This window comes from Pseudomonas sp. A39, from assembly GCF_058145955.1.
Map to the genome: position 1 here is coordinate 1 of NZ_JBYVMD010000044.1, position 20,063 is coordinate 20,063.

General features: G+C 61.3%; 19 protein-coding genes. 11 read left to right on the top strand and 8 right to left on the bottom strand.

Translation table 11 applies throughout. The features are described from left to right. Window positions 1-650: 4Fe-4S dicluster-binding protein (locus tag AC3ZU9_RS25465; protein ID WP_490091506.1), on the top strand; the 650-nt coding region annotated here is incomplete at its 5' end. Between the two features lie 120 nt (window positions 651-770). Here AC3ZU9_RS25465 and AC3ZU9_RS25470 read toward each other — a convergent pair. Beyond that, window positions 771-1,391, bottom strand: a complete 621-nt coding sequence (locus AC3ZU9_RS25470) for a TetR/AcrR family transcriptional regulator (RefSeq protein ID WP_043205574.1) — start codon at window positions 1,389-1,391, stop codon at window positions 771-773. 116 nt (window positions 1,392-1,507) lie between these two features. On the opposite strand from AC3ZU9_RS25470, the gene copC reads away from it, so the two are divergent. The 9 genes from copC to AC3ZU9_RS25515 all read left to right on the top strand — a co-directional run bounded on the left by copC (window position 1,508) and on the right by AC3ZU9_RS25515 (window position 9,898). Then, window positions 1,508-1,873, top strand: a complete 366-nt coding sequence (gene copC, locus AC3ZU9_RS25475; protein WP_015884740.1) for a copper homeostasis periplasmic binding protein CopC — start codon at window positions 1,508-1,510, stop codon at window positions 1,871-1,873. A 3-nt stretch (window positions 1,874-1,876) separates the two neighbouring features. Beyond that, window positions 1,877-2,734 carry a copper homeostasis membrane protein CopD gene (gene copD / locus AC3ZU9_RS25480; protein WP_320399340.1) on the top strand — a complete coding sequence of 286 codons (858 nt, stop codon included), beginning with the start codon at window positions 1,877-1,879 and terminating at the stop codon, window positions 2,732-2,734. A gap of 163 nt (window positions 2,735-2,897) precedes the next feature. Further along, entirely contained in the window at window positions 2,898-4,160 is a 1,263-nt protein-coding gene (locus AC3ZU9_RS25485) for an OprD family porin (RefSeq protein WP_490091507.1), read from the top strand. Window positions 4,161-4,390: 230 nt separating this feature from the next. Continuing rightward, entirely contained in the window at window positions 4,391-5,209 is an 819-nt protein-coding gene (locus AC3ZU9_RS25490; protein WP_102060087.1) for an NAD-dependent epimerase/dehydratase family protein, read from the top strand. A gap of 30 nt (window positions 5,210-5,239) precedes the next feature. Beyond that, complete coding sequence (locus AC3ZU9_RS25495; protein WP_490091508.1) at window positions 5,240-6,115, top strand: SMP-30/gluconolactonase/LRE family protein; 876 nt, start codon at window positions 5,240-5,242, stop codon at window positions 6,113-6,115. 51 nt (window positions 6,116-6,166) lie between these two features. Next, complete coding sequence (locus AC3ZU9_RS25500; RefSeq protein WP_490091509.1) at window positions 6,167-7,129, top strand: TRAP transporter substrate-binding protein; 963 nt, start codon at window positions 6,167-6,169, stop codon at window positions 7,127-7,129. Between the two features lie 63 nt (window positions 7,130-7,192). Beyond that, window positions 7,193-7,720 carry a TRAP transporter small permease gene (locus tag AC3ZU9_RS25505; protein ID WP_046035779.1) on the top strand — a complete coding sequence of 176 codons (528 nt, stop codon included), beginning with the start codon at window positions 7,193-7,195 and terminating at the stop codon, window positions 7,718-7,720. A gap of 1 nt (window position 7,721) precedes the next feature. Next, window positions 7,722-9,002, top strand: coding sequence for a TRAP transporter large permease (locus tag AC3ZU9_RS25510; protein WP_015884747.1), 1,281 nt, complete (start codon window positions 7,722-7,724; stop codon window positions 9,000-9,002). 2 nt (window positions 9,003-9,004) lie between these two features. After that, window positions 9,005-9,898: an aldose 1-epimerase gene (locus tag AC3ZU9_RS25515; protein ID WP_102060169.1), complete on the top strand. Its 894-nt coding sequence runs from the start codon at window positions 9,005-9,007 to the stop codon at window positions 9,896-9,898. Window positions 9,899-9,974: 76 nt separating this feature from the next. Here the strand turns inward: AC3ZU9_RS25515 and AC3ZU9_RS25520 are convergent, their stop codons facing one another. From AC3ZU9_RS25520 to AC3ZU9_RS25540, 5 genes are all read right to left on the bottom strand, one after another. After that, window positions 9,975-11,126, bottom strand: a complete 1,152-nt coding sequence (locus AC3ZU9_RS25520) for an HlyD family secretion protein (protein WP_046035780.1) — start codon at window positions 11,124-11,126, stop codon at window positions 9,975-9,977. Continuing rightward, the gene (locus AC3ZU9_RS25525) at window positions 11,123-12,769 is read right to left on the bottom strand and encodes an MFS transporter (RefSeq protein WP_015884750.1); all 1,647 of its coding nucleotides are present in this window, start codon (window positions 12,767-12,769) and stop codon (window positions 11,123-11,125) included. The genes AC3ZU9_RS25520 and AC3ZU9_RS25525 overlap by 4 nt, the downstream gene beginning before the upstream one ends. Window positions 12,770-12,954: 185 nt before the next feature. Further along, window positions 12,955-14,433 carry a DASS family sodium-coupled anion symporter gene (locus AC3ZU9_RS25530; protein WP_490091510.1) on the bottom strand — a complete coding sequence of 493 codons (1,479 nt, stop codon included), beginning with the start codon at window positions 14,431-14,433 and terminating at the stop codon, window positions 12,955-12,957. Window positions 14,434-14,617: 184 nt separating this feature from the next. Then, window positions 14,618-15,424 (bottom strand): sulfite exporter TauE/SafE family protein, encoded by an 807-nt coding sequence (locus AC3ZU9_RS25535; RefSeq protein WP_015884752.1) that lies wholly within the window; start codon window positions 15,422-15,424, stop codon window positions 14,618-14,620. Further along, window positions 15,425-16,669 (bottom strand): NAD(P)/FAD-dependent oxidoreductase, encoded by a 1,245-nt coding sequence (locus tag AC3ZU9_RS25540; RefSeq protein WP_015884753.1) that lies wholly within the window; start codon window positions 16,667-16,669, stop codon window positions 15,425-15,427. It lies immediately after the preceding gene. 167 nt (window positions 16,670-16,836) lie between these two features. Here AC3ZU9_RS25540 and AC3ZU9_RS25545 point away from each other — a divergent pair, with 167 nt between their 5' ends. Continuing rightward, on the top strand, window positions 16,837-17,700 hold the full coding sequence (locus AC3ZU9_RS25545; RefSeq protein ID WP_490091511.1) for an MBL fold metallo-hydrolase: 864 nt from the start codon (window positions 16,837-16,839) through the stop codon (window positions 17,698-17,700). 48 nt (window positions 17,701-17,748) lie between these two features. Here AC3ZU9_RS25545 and AC3ZU9_RS25550 read toward each other — a convergent pair whose 3' ends face one another. Together AC3ZU9_RS25550 and AC3ZU9_RS25555 are read right to left on the bottom strand one after the other, a co-directional pair. Then, window positions 17,749-19,374 carry a methyl-accepting chemotaxis protein gene (locus AC3ZU9_RS25550; protein ID WP_490091512.1) on the bottom strand — a complete coding sequence of 542 codons (1,626 nt, stop codon included), beginning with the start codon at window positions 19,372-19,374 and terminating at the stop codon, window positions 17,749-17,751. Between the two features lie 180 nt (window positions 19,375-19,554). Continuing rightward, complete coding sequence (locus tag AC3ZU9_RS25555) at window positions 19,555-20,037, bottom strand: Lrp/AsnC family transcriptional regulator (protein ID WP_015884756.1); 483 nt, start codon at window positions 20,035-20,037, stop codon at window positions 19,555-19,557. Window positions 20,038-20,063 lie beyond the last annotated feature (26 nt).

Below are 20,063 nucleotides of genomic sequence, written 5' to 3' on the forward strand. Positions count from 1 at the left end.
GCGTGGACCTGGAACGCATGGTCGCCCTGCCGATGGTCGGCACTCAGAGCACCCACGGCGGCTACTGCGGTTCAGCGGTGAAGCCGATTGCGCTGAACATGGTCGCCGAAATCGCCCGTGACCCGCAAACACAAGGCCTGCCGATCTGCGGCATCGGCGGTATCGGCAACTGGCGCGACGCGGCTGAATTCGTCGCCCTGGGCTGCGGCGCGGTGCAGGTGTGCACGGCGGCGATGCTGCATGGGTTTCGGATCGTGGACGAGATGAAGGACGGGCTGTCGCGGTGGATGGACAGTCAGGGTTACACCAGCCTGCAGGAATTTTCCGGCCGTGCGGTGGGCAATACGACGGATTGGAAGTACCTGGATATCAACTATCAGGTGATTGCGAAGATTGATCAGGAAGCCTGCATTGGTTGTGGGCGTTGCCATATCGCCTGCGAGGATACGTCGCACCAGGCGATCGCAAGCTTGAAGCAGGCGGATGGCACGCATCAATACGAAGTGATTGATGATGAGTGTGTGGGCTGCAACCTGTGCCAGATCACCTGTCCGGTGGCGGACTGTATCGAGATGGTGCCCATCGACACGGGCAAGCCGTTCTTGAATTGGACGCAGGATCCGAGGAATCCTTACCGGGAGGCTGTGTAGGCCTTTAGACCGCCATCGGGGGCAAGCCCCCTCCCACATTCGACCGCATTCTTTCAGGTGAAATGCAGTCAGGTGTGGGAGGGGGCTTGCCCCCGATGAGGCCCTCAGCCCCAACAAAGATCAAGGCTCCAACCCAATCCCGCGCAAAATCACACCCGTCACCGTCTGTATTGCCCTCTCGAACTGCATGTCCGACAACGGCTGGTGATCATTCAGGATCTTCACCTGATGATCAAAGTCGGCGTAGTGCTGCGTCGAGGCCCAGATCATGTACAGCAGGCTCGACGGCTCCACCGGGAGGATGCGTTTGTCTTCCACCCACTGGCGAATTTTCGCTTCCTTCATCTTGGCCCAGTCGTACAGGCTTTCATCCAGCGCCTCGCCGAGCGTCGGCGCGCCATGGATGATTTCGTTGGCCCAGACTTTCGAGCCATAGGGCCGCGTACGCGAGCGCTGCATTTTGGCGCGGATATAACTGCTGAGCACCACCCGTGGGTCATCGAAGGTTTCGAAGCTCAGGGCGTCCTGTTTCCACACTTCCAGCAGGTCGAACAGCACGGCGCTGTACAGCTCGCTCTTGGTGGTGAAGTAGTAATGCAGGTTGGAGCGCGGCAGTTGCACTTCTTGCGCAATATCGGCCATGGCGGTGCTGCCATAGCCCTTTTCGGCGAAGATTTTCTCCGCCGCCAAAAGGATTTTCTCGACGTTGACCCGACGAATTCCGATCTTGTGATTGCCCATAAGGGCTCCCTGACGACGACATGCCCCAAAGACTACCATCCGCTCTAGATCGGGGCGACAAGCGAAGTCGAAACTTCGTACACTCCCGGCTCCTATCCATTGATTGGTATTGCCCAATGTTGATCAAGAAAGCCCTGACTGCCGTCGCCCTGCTTGCCTCCCTGCTGGGCGCCTCGGCCGCATTTGCCCATGCCCACTTGAAAAGCGCTACCCCTGCCGCCGACAGCACCGTCGCCGCCCCTGCCGACCTGCGCCTGACCTTCAGCGAGGGCGTCGAAGCCACGTTCACCAAGGTGTCCCTGAGCAAGGACGGTACCGAAGTCGCCATCAAGGGACTGGAAACCCCGGACGCCGACAAGAAAACCCTGGTGGTCACGCCGGCCGCCCCTCTTGCCGCCGGGAACTACAAAGTGGTGTGGAACGCGGTGTCGGTCGACACCCATAAGAGCAACGGCGAATACAGCTTCAAGGTCGGCCAATAACCCATGGCGACGCTGCTGGTGCTGTGCCGTTTCCTGCATTTCATCGTCGTGTTGCTGATGTTCGGGGCCTGCGTATTCAGGCCCTGGCTGCTGGGCGCTGAACCGCAGCCGGCGCTGGACCGGCAGTTGCTGCGCATCACGCGCGCCTTGGCCTGGCTCGGGCTGATCTCTGGCGTGGCGTGGTTGATACTGATCACCGCCAGCATGGCCGGCAGTTGGGACGCGGCGCTGCAACCGGCCACCGTGCAATTGGTGTTGGGCAAGACGTTTTTTGGCCAGGTCTGGGCCTGGCATTTGTTGCTCAACCTGTTGCTGGTGATGGTGCTGATCAGACCCTGGGCGGCGCTGCGCCTGCCCTTAATCGCGCTGCTGCTGGCAACCCTCGCTCCCGTCGGCCATGGCGCGATGCTCGATGGCCTGAGCGGGCAATTGCTGATCCTCAACCAGGTGGTGCATTTGGTCTGCGTCGGCGCCTGGCTGGGCGGGTTGTTGGTGCTGGTGCTGATCCTCCGGCAGCCGAAACGCTTCGCGCTGGAACCGATCCTGCGGCGCTTCAGCGGTGTGGGTTATGGGCTGGTGACGGGCTTGCTGATGACCGGGCTGATCAATGTGCGCGTGCTCACCGGGCAGCTGTGGCCCACACCGCTGTTCGATGGGTTTGCGTTGATCTTGCTGATCAAGGTGATGTTGGTGCTGGGCATGCTGGCGCTGGCGTTGCTGAATCGTTTGCGCCTGGAGCGTTGCGACGAGCGACTGGGCAGTTTGAAGTCCAGCGTGATGCTGGAATGGTTACTAGGTGTTTCAGCGGTGGCGGCCGTTTCCCTGCTGGGTACGTTGCCGCCCATGGTTCTGGCCGGCTGATTCCCCCCGACCACATTGACCCAGCCCACTTTTGGCCAACGTCGAGCCAGTCATCCTATAACTTCCAGTTGACAAGCCCTGAAAACCCCGCAAATATCCCGCTCGATGTTGTACGACGACGTATAACAAATAATAAAAACAACAAACGAAAGGGAGCTCCACCGTGAGTCAATTCGCCCGCAATTCGTCCTCGTGTATCGGCCTCATCGCGCTCGGCAGCCTGGCGTTCACCCTCCCCCCCAGCGCCCACGCCGAAGGTTTTATCGACGACGCCAAGGCCACGCTCAACCTGCGCAACGCCTACTTCAACCGCAACTTCACCAACCCGACCAACCCCCAGGGCAAGGCCGAAGAGTGGACGCAGAGCTTCATTCTCGATGCGAAGTCCGGCTTCACCCAGGGCACCGTAGGTTTCGGGATTGATGTGCTGGGCCTGTATTCGCAAAAGCTGGATGGCGGCAAAGGCACTGGCGGTACGCAACTGCTGCCGATCCACGACGACGGCCGCCCTGCCGATAACTTCGGGCGCCTGGGCGTGGCGCTGAAGACAAAACTGTCGAAGACCGAATTGAAGGTCGGCGAATGGATGCCGGTACTGCCGATCCTGCGCTCCGACGATGGCCGCTCACTGCCCCAGACCTTTCGTGGCGGCCAGGTCACCTCCAACGAGATCGCTGGCCTGACGCTCTATGGCGGCCAGTTTCGCGGCAACAGCCCGCGCAACGACGCGAGCATGGAAGACATGTTCATGAACGGCAGGGCCGCGTTTACCTCCGACCGCTTCAACTTCGGCGGCGGCGAATACACCTTCAACGACAAGCGCACCCAGGTCGGCCTGTGGTACGCCGAATTGACCGATATCTACCAGCAGCAATACTTCAACCTCACCCACAGCCAGCCGGTGGGTGACTGGACCCTGGGCGCCAATCTCGGTTTCTTCAACGGCAAGGAAGACGGCAGCGCCCTGGCCGGCGACCTCGATAACAAGACCGCCTTCGCCCTGCTTTCGGCCAAATACAACGGTCACACCTTCTACGTGGGCTTGCAGAAACTCACCGGCGACAGCGCCTGGATGCGCGTCAACGGCACCAGCGGCGGTACCCTGGCCAACGACAGCTACAACGCCAGCTACGACAACGCCAAGGAAAAATCCTGGCAGTTGCGTCACGACTTCAACTTCGTGGTGCTCGGCGTGCCGGGGCTGACCCTGATGAACCGCTATATCAGCGGCAGCAATGTGCACACCGGCGCGATCACCGATGGCAAGGAATGGGGCCGTGAGTCGGAACTGGCCTACACGGTGCAGAGCGGTGCACTGAAGAACCTCAACGTGAAGTGGCGCAACTCGACCATGCGTCGGGATTTCAGCAACAACGAGTTTGATGAGAACCGGATCTTTATCAGCTATCCGATCTCGTTGCTCTAGCCCCTGGAATACTTGTAGTGAGCGGGCTTGCCCCGCGCTGGGCTGCGAAGCAGCCCCAATAGGTCTATGCGTTTTATCAGGTCGTTCTCGGCGTCTGGTTTTAGGGCTGCTTCGCAGCCCAGCGCGGGGCAAGCCCGCTCACTACAGGAAGAACGTTGACAACCTAGGGGATCACTCACAATACTTCGGCATAGTCATACGACAACCTACAACAAAAATTTGGAATCCCCATGACCACGACCACCCCTGCTCCCTTCAACCGCCTACTGCTCACCGGCGCCGCCGGCGGCCTGGGTAAAGTCCTGCGTGAACGCCTGCGTCCTTACGCCCACGTGCTGCGCCTGTCCGACATCGCCAACATGGCTCCGGCTGCGGACGCGTCCGAAGAAGTGCACACCTGCGACCTCGCCGACAAACACGCCGTGCACCAGTTGGTGGAAGGTGTCGATGCGATCCTGCACTTTGGCGGCGTTTCGGTTGAGCGTTCGTTCGAAGAAGTCCTCGGCGCCAATATCAGCGGCATTTTCCATATCTACGAGGCCGCCCGCCGCCACGGTGTGAAGCGCGTGATTTTCGCCAGCTCCAACCATGTCATCGGCTTCTATAAACAAGGCGAGAAAATCGACGCCCACTCCCCTCGCCGTCCGGACAGCTACTACGGCCTGTCCAAGTCCTACGGCGAAGACATGGCGAGCTTCTACTTCGACCGCTATGGCATCGAGACCGTCAGTATCCGCATCGGCTCCTCGTTCCCGGAACCGCAGAACCGTCGGATGATGCACACCTGGCTGAGCTTCGACGACCTCACTCAACTGCTCGAGCGCGCGCTGTACACGCCAAACGTCGGCCACACCGTGGTCTACGGCATGTCGGATAACCTCGACACCTGGTGGGACAACCGCTACGCCGCACACCTGGGCTATGCCCCCAAAGACAGCTCCGAAGTCTTCCGCTCACAGGTCGAAACCCAGCCACCGGTCGCCGCCGACGACCCGGCCAAGGTTTATCAGGGCGGTGCGTTCTGCGCCGCTGGGCCATTCGGTGACTGAGCGCACAACAACCCAAGGGAATGAGTTGCCATGAACGCTGAATTGATTGTCGACGCCCGCAATGCCGTGGGCGAATGCCCGGTGTGGGTGCCGGAGGAAAACGCCCTGTACTGGGTGGATATTCCCAACGGTGGCCTGCAACGCTGGAGCGCCGACACCGGCCACGTTGCCGCCTGGACTGCCCCGCAGATGCTCGCCTGTATCGCCCGCACCGACGCGGGCAACTGGGTCGCGGGGATGGAAACCGGCTTCTTCCAACTCACACCGCACAACGACGGCAGCCTCGACACCACGTCTCTGGCGAGCGTCAAACACCCACGCCCGGACATGCGCCTCAACGACGGCCGCTGTGATCGCCAAGGCCGTTTCTGGGCCGGTAGCATGGTGCTGAACATGGGCGCGAACGCAGCCGAAGGCATCCTCTATCGCTATGCATCGGGTTCATTGCCCCATGCCCAGTTGAACGGTTTCATCACCCTCAACGGCCTGGCCTTCAGCCCCGATGGCCGCACGATGTACGCCTCGGATTCACACCCGCTGGTGCAACAGATCTGGGCCTTCGATTACGACATCGAGACCGGCACGCCGTCCAATCGCCGCGTGTTCGTGGACATGCATAAGCACCTCGGCCGACCCGACGGCGCCGCCGTGGATGCCGATGGCTGCTACTGGATCTGCGCCAACGACGCCGGGCTCATCCACCGCTTCACCCCCGGGGGGCGTCTCGACCGCTCCCTCACCGTACCGGTGAAAAAACCCACCATGTGCGCCTTTGGCGGCAGTCGCCTGGACACCCTGTACGTCACCTCGATCCGTGACGACCAGAGTGAGCAGTCGCTAGCCGGCGGCGTATTCGCCCTCAATCCTGGCATCACCGGTTTACCCGAGCCCACGTTCACCCTCTAGCTGCATCGCTGTGCCTTGAATACAACAATAACAAGACTGGAGACGTACCCCATGGACTTCAAACGCACCTTGCTCGCCGCTGCATGCTTCGCCCTGAGCAGCGCCGCCCACGCGCTGGAAATCAAATTCGCCGACATCCACCCCGCCGGCTACCCCACCGTCGTGGCCGAAGAAAACATGGGCAAGGCCCTGACCAAGGAAAGCAACGGCGAACTGACCTTCAAATACTTCCCTGGCGGTGTGCTGGGCTCCGAGAAAGAAGTGGTCGAGCAGGCCCAGGTCGGCGCCGTGCAGATGACCCGCGTCAGCCTCGGTATCGTCGGCCCGGTGGTCCCGGATGTGAACGTCTTCAACTTGCCGTTCGTGTTCCGTGACCAGGCCCATATGCGCAAGGTCATCGACGGCGAGATCGGCGACGAGATCCTCGCCAAGATCACCAACTCCGAATTCGGCCTGGTCGCCCTGGCCTGGATGGACGGCGGCACGCGCAACCTCTACACCAAGAAGCCGGTGCGCAAGATCGAAGACCTGAAGGGCATGAAGATCCGCGTGCAAGGCAACCCGCTGTTCATCGACGCCTTTAATGCGATGGGTGCCAACGGCATCGCCATGGACACCGGCGAGATCTTCAGCGCCCTGCAGACCGGCGTGATCGACGGTGCGGAAAACAACCCACCCACCCTGCTGGAACACAACCACTTCCAGAATGCCAAGTACTACACCCTCACCGAGCACTTGATCCTGCCGGAACCCATCGTGATGTCGAAAATCACCTGGAACAAACTCACCCCCGCGCAACAGGACATGGTGAAAAAAGCCGCCAAGGCCGCGCAGGCTGACGAGCGCGTGCTGTGGGACGCCAAGTCCGCCAGCAGTGAGGAAAAACTCAAAAAGGCTGGCGTCGAGTTCATCACCGTCGACAAAAAACCCTTCTATGACGCCACCGCAGCGGTACGGGCGAAGTACGGCGCACCCTACGCCGACATCATCAAGCGTATCGACGCCGTTCGGTAACCTCCCTTCCCTTAGCAAGGCCCGGCGCGGCCCATGCGGACGCGCCCGGTTACGGTGAACGCCATGAAGAATTTACTGCTGCGCATCAACGACCGCATTTACATGACCTGCATCTGGGTCGCCGGCCTCTCGGTACTCGGGGTCGCACTGATCATCCCCTGGGGCATCTTCGCTCGCTATATCCTCGGCACCGGCTCGAGTTGGCCGGAACCCACCGCCATCCTGCTGATGCTGGTGTTCACCTTTGTCGGCGCGGCCGCCAGTTACCGCGCGGGGGCCCACATGTCGGTGGCGGTAGTGACCGACCGCCTGGCACCGCGCCAACGCCAAGTGGTCGGCGTCGTCTCACAACTGTTGATGGCCATCATCTGCCTGTTCATGACCGTCTGGGGTACCAAGCTGTGCCTGTCCACCTGGAACCAGTTCATGAGCGCCATCCCCACCCTGCGCGTGGGCATCACCTATATGCCGATTCCCATTGGCGGCCTGCTGACGCTGATCTTTGTCGTGGAAAAACTCCTGCTCGGTGACCAGAGCAACCGTCGGGTCGTGCGTTTCGATCTGGTTGAAGAAAGCGAAGGGGCCGCCTGATATGGACGCATTGATTCTGTTGGGCAGTTTTATCGCCTTGATCCTGATCGGCATGCCCGTGGCCTATGCCCTCGGGCTGTCGGCGCTGATCGGCGCGTGGTGGATCGACATTCCGTTCCAGGCCCTGATGATTCAGGTGGCCGGCGGGGTGAACAAGTTTTCGCTGATGGCGATTCCGTTCTTTGTGCTGGCCGGGGCGATCATGGCCGAAGGCGGCATGTCGCGGCGGCTGGTGGCGTTTGCCGGGGTGCTGGTGGGCTTTGTGCGGGGCGGCCTGTCCTTGGTGAATATCATGGCCTCGACGTTTTTTGGCGCGATTTCCGGGTCGTCGGTGGCGGACACCGCCTCGGTCGGTTCGGTGCTGATTCCGGAAATGGAACGCCGCGGGTATCCCCGTGAGTTCGCCACGGCCGTGACCGTCAGCGGTTCGGTGCAGGCGCTGCTGACCCCGCCCAGCCATAACTCGGTGCTTTACTCCCTCGCGGCGGGCGGTACGGTGTCGATCGCGTCGCTGTTCATGGCCGGCGTGGTACCGGGCCTGCTGATGAGCGCCTGCCTGATGGTGCTGTGCCTGATCTTCGCGAAGAAGCGCAATTACCCTAAGGGCGACGTCATCCCCTTGAAGCAAGCGCTGAAGATCGCCGCCGACGCACTCTGGGGCCTGATGGCCATGGTGATCATCCTCGGCGGCATCCTCTCGGGCATCTTCACCGCCACCGAGTCCGCCGCGATTGCCGTGCTCTGGGCGTTCTTCGTGACCATGTTCATCTACCGTGACTATAAGTGGCGCGAGCTGCCCAAGCTGATGCACCGCACGGTGCGCACCATTTCCATCGTGATGATCCTGATCGCCTTTGCCGCCAGCTTCGGCTACATCATGACCCTGATGCAGATCCCGGCGAAGATCACCACGATGTTCCTGACCCTGTCGGACAACCGCTACGTGATCCTGATGTGCATCAACGTCATGTTGTTGTTGCTCGGCACGGTGATGGACATGGCGCCATTGATCTTGATCCTCACGCCGATCCTGCTGCCGGTGGTGCTCGGCCTCGGCGTCGACCCGGTGCACTTCGGCATGATCATGCTGGTCAACCTCGGCATTGGCTTGATTACGCCGCCGGTGGGTGCCGTGTTGTTCGTGGGGGCGGCAGTGGGCAAGGTCAGTATCGAGAAAACCGTGAAGGCGCTGCTGCCGTTCTATGGGGTGCTGTTCCTGATCCTGATGGCCGTGACCTACATTCCGGCGCTGTCGCTGTGGCTGCCCAGCGTGGTGCTGTGATGATGATTGAACTTGAAGACAACCTGACCCACCTCACGGTGAATCCGGCCGTGGGCGGCAGCCTCGTCAATTGGACGGTGCGCGCCACCGGGCAGCCGTTGCTGCGCCATAACGATGAGCAGGCGATCCTCACCGGTTTGCCGGGCAAGCTGGGGTGCTATCCGTTGGTGCCTTGGTCCAACCGCATTGCCCACGGCGGTTTCGATAACCCCGAGGGTTGGCTGGCACTCACGCCCAACAGCCTGACCGATCCGCTGCCGATTCACGGTTCGGCCTGGCAGCAAGCGTGGCAGGTGGTTAGCCAGTCGGCGGATGAAGCCGTGCTGGAAGTGCGATGTGACACGCCGTTTGCCTATCGCGCCGAGCAGCGTATTCGCTTGAGCGATGGGGCCTTGCGTATCGAACTGCGGGTGACTCATCTGGCCGAAACAGCCGCATGGCATGGCGTGGGCTTGCACCCGTACTTTCCGCGTCGGCCGGGTACCCGGTTGCGGGCCAAGGCCGCACAGGTGTGGATGAGTGATGCGTCCAAGCTGCCGACGGGGTTGGCGCCGGTGCCGGGCGAGTGGGATTTCCAAGGATTGAAAAACCTGCCCGAAGGCCTGGTGGACAATGGGTTTTGCCAGTGGGATGGGCAGTGCCGGATCGAGCAACCGGAGCTGGGTTATGCGCTGGAATGCCAGGCGAGCGGCGCGGATTACTTCCTGCTGTATTGCCCGCCGGGGTTGGGGTTCTTTTGCATCGAGCCGGTGAGCCATCCGGTGAATGCCCATCACCTGCCGGGGCGGCCCGGTTTGAAACTGCTGGAACAGGGCCAGTCAACCCACCTCACCTTCAACCTGAAATACATTCAAAATGTGGGAGGGGGCTTGCCCCCGATGGCGGTGAATCAGTAATACATTGGGTGGCTGAGACACCGCTATCGGGGGCAAGCCCCCTCCCACAGTTTTGATTTGTGTTGTGTCAGTGATGTCAGGGTGGGCTGTTTTTCAGGCGGCCAGCGGTGTCGATGCTGACGACAACCGACAACCCCGGCCGCAACCGCTCGCTCTCGGCCTGGTCGGGATCCACCGTAATCCTCACCGGCACTCGCTGGGCGATCTTCACGAAGTTGCCGGTGGCGTTGTCTGCCTGCAACAGGCTGAACTCCGAGCCGGTGGCCGGGGAAATATGCTGCACCGTGCCGTGGAATTTGCGGTGGTTCAGGGCGTCGACCGTGAAGGTCACCGGCTGGCCGACCTGCACATTGTCCATCTGGGTTTCTTTCATATTGGCGATCACCCACAGCTGCTTGGGCACCAGCGCCATCAACTGCGCGCCAGAGTTGACGTAGGCCCCCAGGCGCACGCCAATCTGCCCCAACTGACCGTCACGCGGTGCGGTGATGCGGGTGTTGGACAGGTCTATACGCGCCAGCTCCACCGCCGCCTCGGCACTCGCCACGGCCGCTTCCAGGGAACCGCGGTTGACGATCACCGTCTGCAGGTCCTGACGCGCGATTTCCAGGCTGGCCTGGGCCTGGGCCACCGCCGCGACGGTCTGCGCGTTGGCGGCACGGGTCACGTCCAACTCGCGCTTGGACACCGAACCGTCACTGATCAACGCTTCATTGCGGCGCAAGTCGGCCGTGCTTTTGCGCGCCTGCGCCTGGCTGTCCACCAAGGCCGCCTGGCGTAACTGGATGGTGGCTTCGGCGCTGTTGCGCTGCTGCACCACATTCGCCAACGACGCCTTCTGCACCGCCAGTTGCGCCAGCGCCTGGTCGAGGCGCTGCTTATAGATGCGATCATCCAGGCGCACCAGCAGATCGCCTGCCTTCACGTACTGGAAATCCTGCACCGGCACGTCGAACACATAGCCGCTGAGCTGCGGACCGATAATCGTGACTTGCCCACGCACCAGCGCGTTTTCGGTGGTTTCCACCGCGCTGCTGAACGGCGGCAATTGCCAGGCATACAGCACAATCAACACACCAACGATGGCAATCGCGGCAAAGCCCAGGGACGAGACGATGCGCACCCGCAAGGAGCGCGGCTCGGTCACCGTGGCCCCGGGAGGCGTGCTGCCTTCCGGCGTGGAAGCGATGGCGTTGGTGGTCGTGGTGGTGGAAGTCGGTTCGGTCATGAAGAAGCGCCGCTGGGTTGAACGGAAGGGGCTGCTGCCTGGGTGGTGCTCATCAGCCACAGACTGCGGATAAAGATCCAGATCATGGTCAGTATCGCGATGATCGCGATCAGCATGAAGACATCGTTGTAGGCCATCACGTTCGCTTCACGGGTCGCCGCCGTGGCCAGGCTGCGAATGCCCATCAAGTTGCGCAGCTCGGGGTCGGCGACAATGCCGCCGTAGGCCGAGCCGCCACTCTGCACCCGCGCGGCCACACGCGGGTCGAGCAGGGTCAGGTGTTCGACGATCATGCTCGAGTGATATTTCTCGCGCACGATCTGGAACGTCCCCAACAACGCCGCGCCGATCAGGCCGCCGAGGTTCTGGCAAATGCCGAACATCACCGAAAAACTCACCAGGTTGCGCGGGTTGGCCAGCACGTTCTTGGTGCCCAGCACCATGGTCGGCCCCAGGAAGAACGTACCGCCGAAGCCTAGCAGGAACTGGCTGATATACAGGTTCTGCGGCCGGGTGAGGTTGCTGGAAAAGCTGTCCATCACCGACCCCGTGGCCATCAGCGCCAGGGAAATCACCAGCGGCATCAACAAATGCGCCGGGTTGATGGTCAGGGCGCTGACCGCCAGCCCCGCAATCGCCCCGGCGAGCATCACCACATAGAGCGTGTGCATCTGCTGGTAGCTCATGTTCAACATCTGCATGAACCCCACGGCACCGGTGGACTGCTCGGACAGCACCATGCGAATCAGGATCACCGCCAGTGCCAGGCGAATCATCACGCCGCTGCCCAGCCAGCGGGTCATGAGCATCGGGTTGGCGCGGTTATGCTCGATGGCCAGGCCAGCCATGATCAGCACCAGGGAGCAGGCCGAGGCCACGCCGATCCACGGTGCCTCCAGCCACCAGTCGATGCGGCCCAGGGACAGCACGGCGCAGAGCAACGCGACACCGGTAGCCAGGATGGCGAAGGTCAGGAAGTCGAGTTTTTCAAAGGTCTTGAAGCGGTCACCGGGCGGTAACTTGAGCAGGAATACACAGCCCAGGCAGATCAGCGCCATGCCCAGTTCGAACAGGTACAGCCCGCGCCATTCGGCGATTTGCAGCAAATCTTCGGAGAACAACCGCGCCAGCGGCAAGGCCAACTGCGCCGTGCCCAACCCCAGCACCAGCGACTTCAAGCGCCACTTGGCCGGGAAGGCCTGGATCATGTAGTACAAGCCCAATGAACTCAGCGCCGCCCCCACCATGCCGTGGGCCGCCCGCACCGCAATGGCGGAGTTGAGGTCGTTGACGAACAAGTGGCCGAAGGTCACCAGCGCATACAGCACCAGGAACACTTCGGTGAATGCGCGCAGGCCGAACTGCTGGCGAAACTTCACCAGCAGCAGGTTCATGCACACGTTGGTCATCACATAGGCGGCGGGAAGCCAGGCCATTTCAGCGGTGGTCGCGCCCAGTGCACCTTGCAGGTATTGCAGGTTGGCGATCACCAGCGCGTTACCCAGCCCGCCGGTAATTGCCACCAGCACCCCCACCATCGCGAACAACCAACGCTTATAGGTGGGGTGCAACGGCGTCGACGGCGAACCGGGCAGGCTTGGCCGCTCGTGGGGCTCCCAGGTGTGGGGGGTGTATGTGTTCATTCGATGACCTAGATGACCCGACGCAGGATGTCGGTAAAACCATTACTCAGGGAGTAGTAAACCTGAGGGGAGTTCATCTTGTCATTTCGAAGGAACAACGGGTCATCGAAGCAGACACACCGCCATCGGGGGCAAGCCCCCTCCCACATGGCATCTGCAGTGTGTTGGGGACAACCTTCACACTGTCAGACCCAGCCGAGCCAGCTCCAGTAAGTGGCGGCAAACACCAGCATCAGCGCATAGCCGATCACCGTCACCAGAACCCCCACCTTGGCAAATTGCCGCGCCGTAAACGTCCCCGTTCCCAGGCACACCATATTCTGCGGCGCATTGATCGGCAGAATAAACCCATAACTCATCACAAACCCCAGCAGCATCGTCATCCCCAACCGACTGAACTCCCCCGGCAACGTCTGCAACACCGCAATCAGGATCGGCAGCAACGCCGAGGTCAACGCCGTGGCACTGGCAAACCCCAAATGAATCACGATCAAAAACGCCCCAAGAATCGCAAACACCCCCAGCGGCCCAACCTGATCCAACCCCGTGTGAGCCACCACGGCAGCCCCCAACCACTGCCCCGCCTGGGTGGTCAGCAGCGCCGTCCCGAGGCTGATGCCCACTCCAAACACAATCACCGTGCCCCAAGGAATCCGCGACTGCACATCCTTCCACGTCATCACGCCGATGCCTGGCAGCAACAGAAACACCAACCCCGCGTACGTGGTCGAGGTGGTGTCAAAACTGTGCAAACGCCCTTCCGTGGCCCAGGCCAGCAGCAACAACACCGACACCGTCAACAGGCGCTTCTGCGGCCCCGTCATCGGCCCGATGTCCACTAGCGATTGCGCCACCGCCTCTTTACCGCCCGGGATGCTGTCGGTCTCCGGCGGCAACAACTTGAGCACCAGGAACAGCAACACCGCCGACATGATCACCGCCCACGGTGCCCCCGCAATCAGCCAGTCGATCCACGACACGCGCTGGCCGAGCATCTTGTCCATGAAGCCGACGGTCAGCAGGTTCTGCGCGGCGGCGGTCTGGATGCCGACGTTCCAGATGCTGGTGCCCTGGGCCACCACGATCATGATGCCGGCCGCGATGTTCGAGCGTCTGTCCACGCCAAACGCGGCGATCACGCCCATCATGATCGGCACCACGCAGGCACTGCGCGCCGTGGCGCTGGGCACAACGAGGCTGAGCAGAATGGTCACCGCAATCGCTCCGAGCAGGATGCGCCGGGTACTCGTGCCGATCCGGCTCAGCGTCACCAGGGCGATGCGCCGGTCCAGACCGGTATGCGTCATCGCGGCGGCGATGAACAACGCGCCCGCCACCAGCGCCAATGCCGGGTTGGAAAAACCGGTAAGCGCCATGCTGATGGCCGGGCTGGTGCCGATCAGATGGACAGGGTCTTGCACCGACGGCGCCGTGCCGAGCAGAAAAGCCATCAGCGAGGTGATCATGATCGCACTGGCCTCATAGGACACCGCCTCGGTGATCCACACCACCACGGCAAACGCGAGGATCGCCAGCATGCGGTGCCCAGCCACCGGTAAGTCAGCGGGCAGCGGCAACAGCAGCACCCCGGCCATCACCAGCACGGCGACTACCAGGCCCAGGGGAAACTTGAATGATGCGGCGGTTGTGGCGGGGGCGTTCATGGCGGGCTCCATCAGCCTTCAAATCAGGCCGCAAGCATGCCCTGGATTGCCACAGGCTGCGTTGACAGGTATCAACGCCTCAAGCCAAAAGCGGGCTCAATACGGCCCGCCACTCGCCGGGCTTGACCGGTTTGTTCAACAACGGTGCTGGGCACTGGGTGGAGGACACGAGAGGATGAGCCGATCAGATGGCCGCTTTAACCACCATGCCAATAGCAACCAGTACACACAAACTGGCAAAACCCACCTGCAAGATACGCGCGGGAATCACCGAGCACAGGCGTCGGCCGGCCAGCATGCCGACGATGCTCGCACCGATAAATACCCAGCCTATCGGCTCAATGCGGACACCGGCATGGAACGCACCGGCCACACCGATCAGCGAGAGCAGGCTGATCACCATCAAGGAGGTGGCGACGATGCCGCGCATCTGCACATCGGTGAGCTGCTTGAACGCCGGCACGATCAGGAACCCGCCGCCGACGCCCAGCAGGCCGGACACCGCTCCCGTCACCGCACCGAGGGCGGCCAGGGTTGCGCTGCACTTGGCGGTCCAGGCGAAGCGCCCGGTTTGCTGGTCGAGCATGCAGTTTTTCTGGGCCCAGGAGGCGGTGCCATGGTCACTCGGCCCAGCCTCGCGTTTTTCGCGCTGCAACATGCGCCAGGCCACCAGCACCATCAGCGCGCTGAACAGGCCCATCAGCACGGGCTCCGGCAACTGGTGGGCAAAAAACACGCCCACCGGCGAAAACAACGCGCCCAGCAACGCGATCAGCAACGCAGCACGGTAACGCACCAGGCCATGGCGCAAACCGTCAATCGCCCCCACCGCTGCCGCCGCGCCCACGGCGAGCAGCGACACCGGCGCCGCCTGGGTCATGCTCAACCCCAGGCCCAGCACCAGCGCCGGCACCCCGAGGATGCCGCCACCCGCGCCGGTCAGGCCCATGACCAGGCCCATCAATAATCCCAACACACTGGCCAGCAGCATTCAGTCCACCTTGCTCAGGCGGGTCAGCCATTCGCGGCCCTTGAGCATGCCGTTCCAGTAGAACCACGGCAGCAAGGTGGCCTTGAGGAACCACATTGAGCGGCGCGCCTGGGTCGGGTCCAGGGGAAAGGTCGGCAGCAATTTGCCGCCATAGCCGAACTCGGCCAGCACCACCTTGCCCTTCTCCACCGTCAGCGGGCAGGAACCGTAGCCGTCGTACTTGAGCGGCAGCGGCGCCTGTTTGCGCAGGGCCAGCAGGTTTTCGGCGACCACCACGATTTGCTTGCGCGCCGCAGCGGCGGTCTTGGCATTGGTGGTGCCGCACACGTCGCCCAGGCCGAAGATGTGCGGGTAACGCAGGTGTTGCAGGCTGTGGGGGTTTACTTCGCACCAGCCGGCGGCGTCAGCCAACGGGCTCTGGCGGATGAACTCCGGGGAGACTTGGGGTGGGACCACGTGAAGCATATCGAAGGATTTCTCTTCAACCGTCGCATTGCCTGCGGCGTCCTTCACTTCGAACCAGGCCTTGCGTGCGGGGCCATCAACCTTCACCAGGTTGGAATTGAACGCCAGGCGGGCAGCGTATTTTTCGATGTACTTCATCAGCGGCGGCACAAACGTCGCCACGCCGAACAGCGCGGCGCCGGCCAGGTTGAATTCGACGTCGATGTTTTTCAGAGCGCCCTGCTTGAGCCAGTGGTCGCAGGACAGGTACAGGGCTTTTTGCGGCGCCCCCGCGCATTTGATCGGCATGGCCGGCTGGGTAAAGATCGCCTTGCCGCCCTTGAGTTGCTGCACCAACTGCCACGTATAGGCCGCGTGCTGGTAACTATAGTTGGAGGTGACGCCATGCTGGCCAAGGGTGTCTTGCAGCCCTTCGATCTTCTCCCAGGCCAGGCGCAGGCCAGGGCACACGATGAGGTTGTTCCAGGTGACGCGTTGGCCGCTGTCGAGGACCAGCGTCTGCTCGTCCGGCAGCAGTTCGGTGACGGCGGCCTGTACCCAGGTGACGCCATTGGGCAGTACGTCGGCCAGCGGGCGGCGGGTCTTTTCCAGATCGTATGCGCCGCCGCCCACCAGGGTCCAGGCGGGCTGGTAGCAGTGGTGGTCGCTCGGCTCGATCAGGGTGATATTCAGGTGGGGGTCGCGCTTGAGCAGGCTGGCCAGCAGGCCGATCCCCGCCGAGCCGCCGCCGATGACTACGATATCGCCACTGATGGTAGGGCCCCAGTGTTGTTCGGTCATGGTCTATCGCCTTTTTAATTCGATGCACACAAGGAGCGTTGCCGTATGGCGTCACGTCCCGTTACAGGTCGATCCTTTGCCTCGGACCGTTTTTTTCCCTTAAGCTCGCAAGCCTATGTGGAAAACATCTCGAATGTAAGCCGCAATCCACTACAAGGACCGCCGCCATGCCCGCGTTGATACAAGCCTTTCTGGACGAGGCGTCGTCGACCTACACCTACGTCCTACACGAGGCAGATGATGGCCCCTGTGCCATCATCGACTCGGTGCTCAACTACGACCCGGCCTCCGGGCGCACCGACACCCGCCAGGCCGACAAGGTGATCGCCTACGTGCGCGAACATCGCCTGCAGGTGCAATGGTTGCTCGAAACCCACGCCCATGCCGACCACCTCTCCGCCGCGCCTTACCTGCGCCGGACGCTGGGCGGCAAGATCGCGATTGGCCAGTCCATCAGCAAAGTGCAGGACGTGTTCAAGAACCTGTTCAACCTGGAACCGGAATTTCGCGTGGACGGCTCGCAGTTCGATCACTTGTTTGCGCCGGATGAGGTGTTTCATATTGGCTCTATCAAGGCCCAGGCCCTGCATGTACCCGGGCATACCCCGGCGGACATGGCCTACCTGATCGACGACCGGCTGATCCTGGTGGGCGATACGCTGTTCATGCCCGACGTTGGCACGGCGCGCTGCGACTTCCCCGGCGGTGATGCGCGGCAGTTGTATGCATCGATGCGCAAGCTGCTGGCGTTTCCTTTGGAGACCGAGCTGTACGTGTGCCATGACTACCCGCCCGAAGGCCGTGAAGCAAAGTGCCTGACCACGGTGGCCGAGCAGCGCGCGGGGAATATCCATGTGCATGACGGAGTGGATGAAGCGGCGTTTGTCGCGATGCGCACCCAGCGTGATGCCGGGCTGGGGATGCCGACGCTGTTGCTGCCGGCGATCCAGGTGAATGTGCGGGCGGGGAATATGCCGCCTGCAGAGGAAAATGGGGTGACTTACCTGAAGATCCCCTTGAACCAACTGTGAAAGCGGGCAGGCGCGGCCTACGTGCCGCGCCATGTTGCGCGGGTTTTATCAGGCGACGGAGAACTTCGACACGATCTGCTTGAGGTCCACCGCCAGCCTTGACAGCTCTTGACTGGCAATCGAAGTCTGGCCGGCCGCCGAAGAACTCTGGATGGACAGGTCACGGATACTGATCAGGTTCTGGTCCACGGAGCGGGCTACATGGGCCTGCTCCTCGGACGCTGTCGCAATCAACAGGTTGCGTTCATTGATATCCGTGATGGCTTCGGTGATCTGTGTAATGGCCAGGCCCGCTTCATGGGCGATCTTCAAGGAATCCACCGCCTCGTTGCGGTTAAGCGCCATGGAGGACACCGCTTCGCTGGAGCAGCTCTGGATTTTGGCAATCATCTGCTCGATTTCCTGCGTCGATGTCTGCGTTCTATGCGCCAGTGCCCTCACTTCGTCGGCCACCACCGCAAACCCCCTGCCCTGTTCTCCTGCCCTGGCCGCCTCAATGGCGGCGTTCAACGCCAGCAGGTTGGTTTGCTCGGCAATCGAGCGGATCACTTCAACCACCCGTGCAATATCCTGAGCCTGCTTGGCCAGGCCTTCAACTTCCACGCCGGTCTGTTGCACCGTGGCGCTGAGTTTCTCGATTGAGGCGATGGTTTGCGTCACACGCTCCTGACCCATTTTGGCCGAGCGCTGGGAATCTTGCGTCGATTGGGACGCCGACACCGCATTGCGGGCGACCTCCTCCACTGCCGCCGTCATCTCGTTTACGGCTGTGGCGGCCTGGTCCGTCTCCAGGCTTTGGCGCTCGATCCCCGCACTGGATTCGCGGGTAATGGCACTCATCTCCTCCGCCGCCGACGCCAACTGCCCGGACGCTTCCGAGATGTGCTGCAGGGTACTTTTCAGATTCATTTGCATGGACGCGGTAGACCGTTGCAACGCCGTCAGCTCGTCATTGCCATTGATCGCAATGGCTACACGTAAATCACCGTCGGCAATTTTGCCGGTCGACACCAGCAATTCACGTACCGGAGCAATGATGCTGCGGGTAAACAAGCGTGCGATGACGACGGTGATCAGCAAGGAGCCGACCATCAGTATCCAGGTAAACAAGCGTGCTGTTTCATACTCGCCGGAGGCAACTTGTACCGCCGCCTTGGAGCCCTTCTCATTCAACGCGATCAGCTCACGGATGGCACGTTGCACATCCAGGGCGATAGGTCCGTTGACATCACGCAAGTAGGTCGACATCTGTTCAACGGACAGGCTGGAGGCCTGCGCGAGAAACTCATCCATCTTCTGGCTGTAGTTCTTGATGCTGGCTAATGCCCCGTTGTAGGTGGATTGCTCCTCGGGGCTCGACACAAACGGCACATAACGCTCGGCAATGTCGAGCACTTCCGTACGCGTCGCCTTAAGCTTTTCAAGGGAGGCCGGATCCTGGCGGGTGGTTTCCATGGCATAACGACGCAGGTCAAGACGAAGTTTATAAAATGCAGAATCTATCTCACCGGCCAAACGGATACTGGGGAGCCAATTGTTTTCGATTTCAACTGTCGACGAATAAACTTTATCGACTTTTATCAGCGTCATGGCTCCTTGTACTAACAGCAGGAGGCACACCACACCAAAACAAAGTGTGGTACGAAAGTTTAACTTCAAGGCTCTCATGGACATCGCGGCTCACCCCTTTCCTGGACCGCGAACTTCACGGCCTGATGGGGGTTAATGTGTTAAAACACATGTGAAAAATACGTGACTGATTACGCATTTTTTTTATTAGCCGAAAAAATAAAATACGATGAAGTTAGTTACCCAGCTAACGATCAAAGTACCCAATGTAATAGCGCGCCGTTATCAAACCATCAGTCCGTCCCTTGGCAGTGGCAGTGCGGTTTTGTAACGCACTTGCTTGAGGGCAAAGCTTGAGCGGATGTTGGCCACGCCCGGCACCTTGGTCAGAAAATCCATCATGAAACGCTCAAGCGACTGGATCGTCGGTACCAGCACCCGGATGAGGTAGTCCGGGTCGCCAGCCATCAGGTAGCACTCCATGACCTCGGGCCGGTCGGAAATCGCGCCTTCGAACTGCTGCAACGCCAACTCATTCTGTTTTTCCAGGCTTACGTGGATGAACACATTGACGTGCAGCCCCAGCAGATCGGCGTCCAGCAAGGTGACCTGCTCGCGAATCAGGCCCAATTCCTCCATTGCCTTCACCCGGTTGAAACACGGCGTGGGCGACAGGTTGACCGAGCGGGCCAGGTCGGCGTTGGTGATGCGGGCGTTCTCCTGCAGGGCGTTGAGAATGCCGATATCGGTACGGTCCAGTTTGCGCATGAGACAAAATCACCTGTTTATTATGT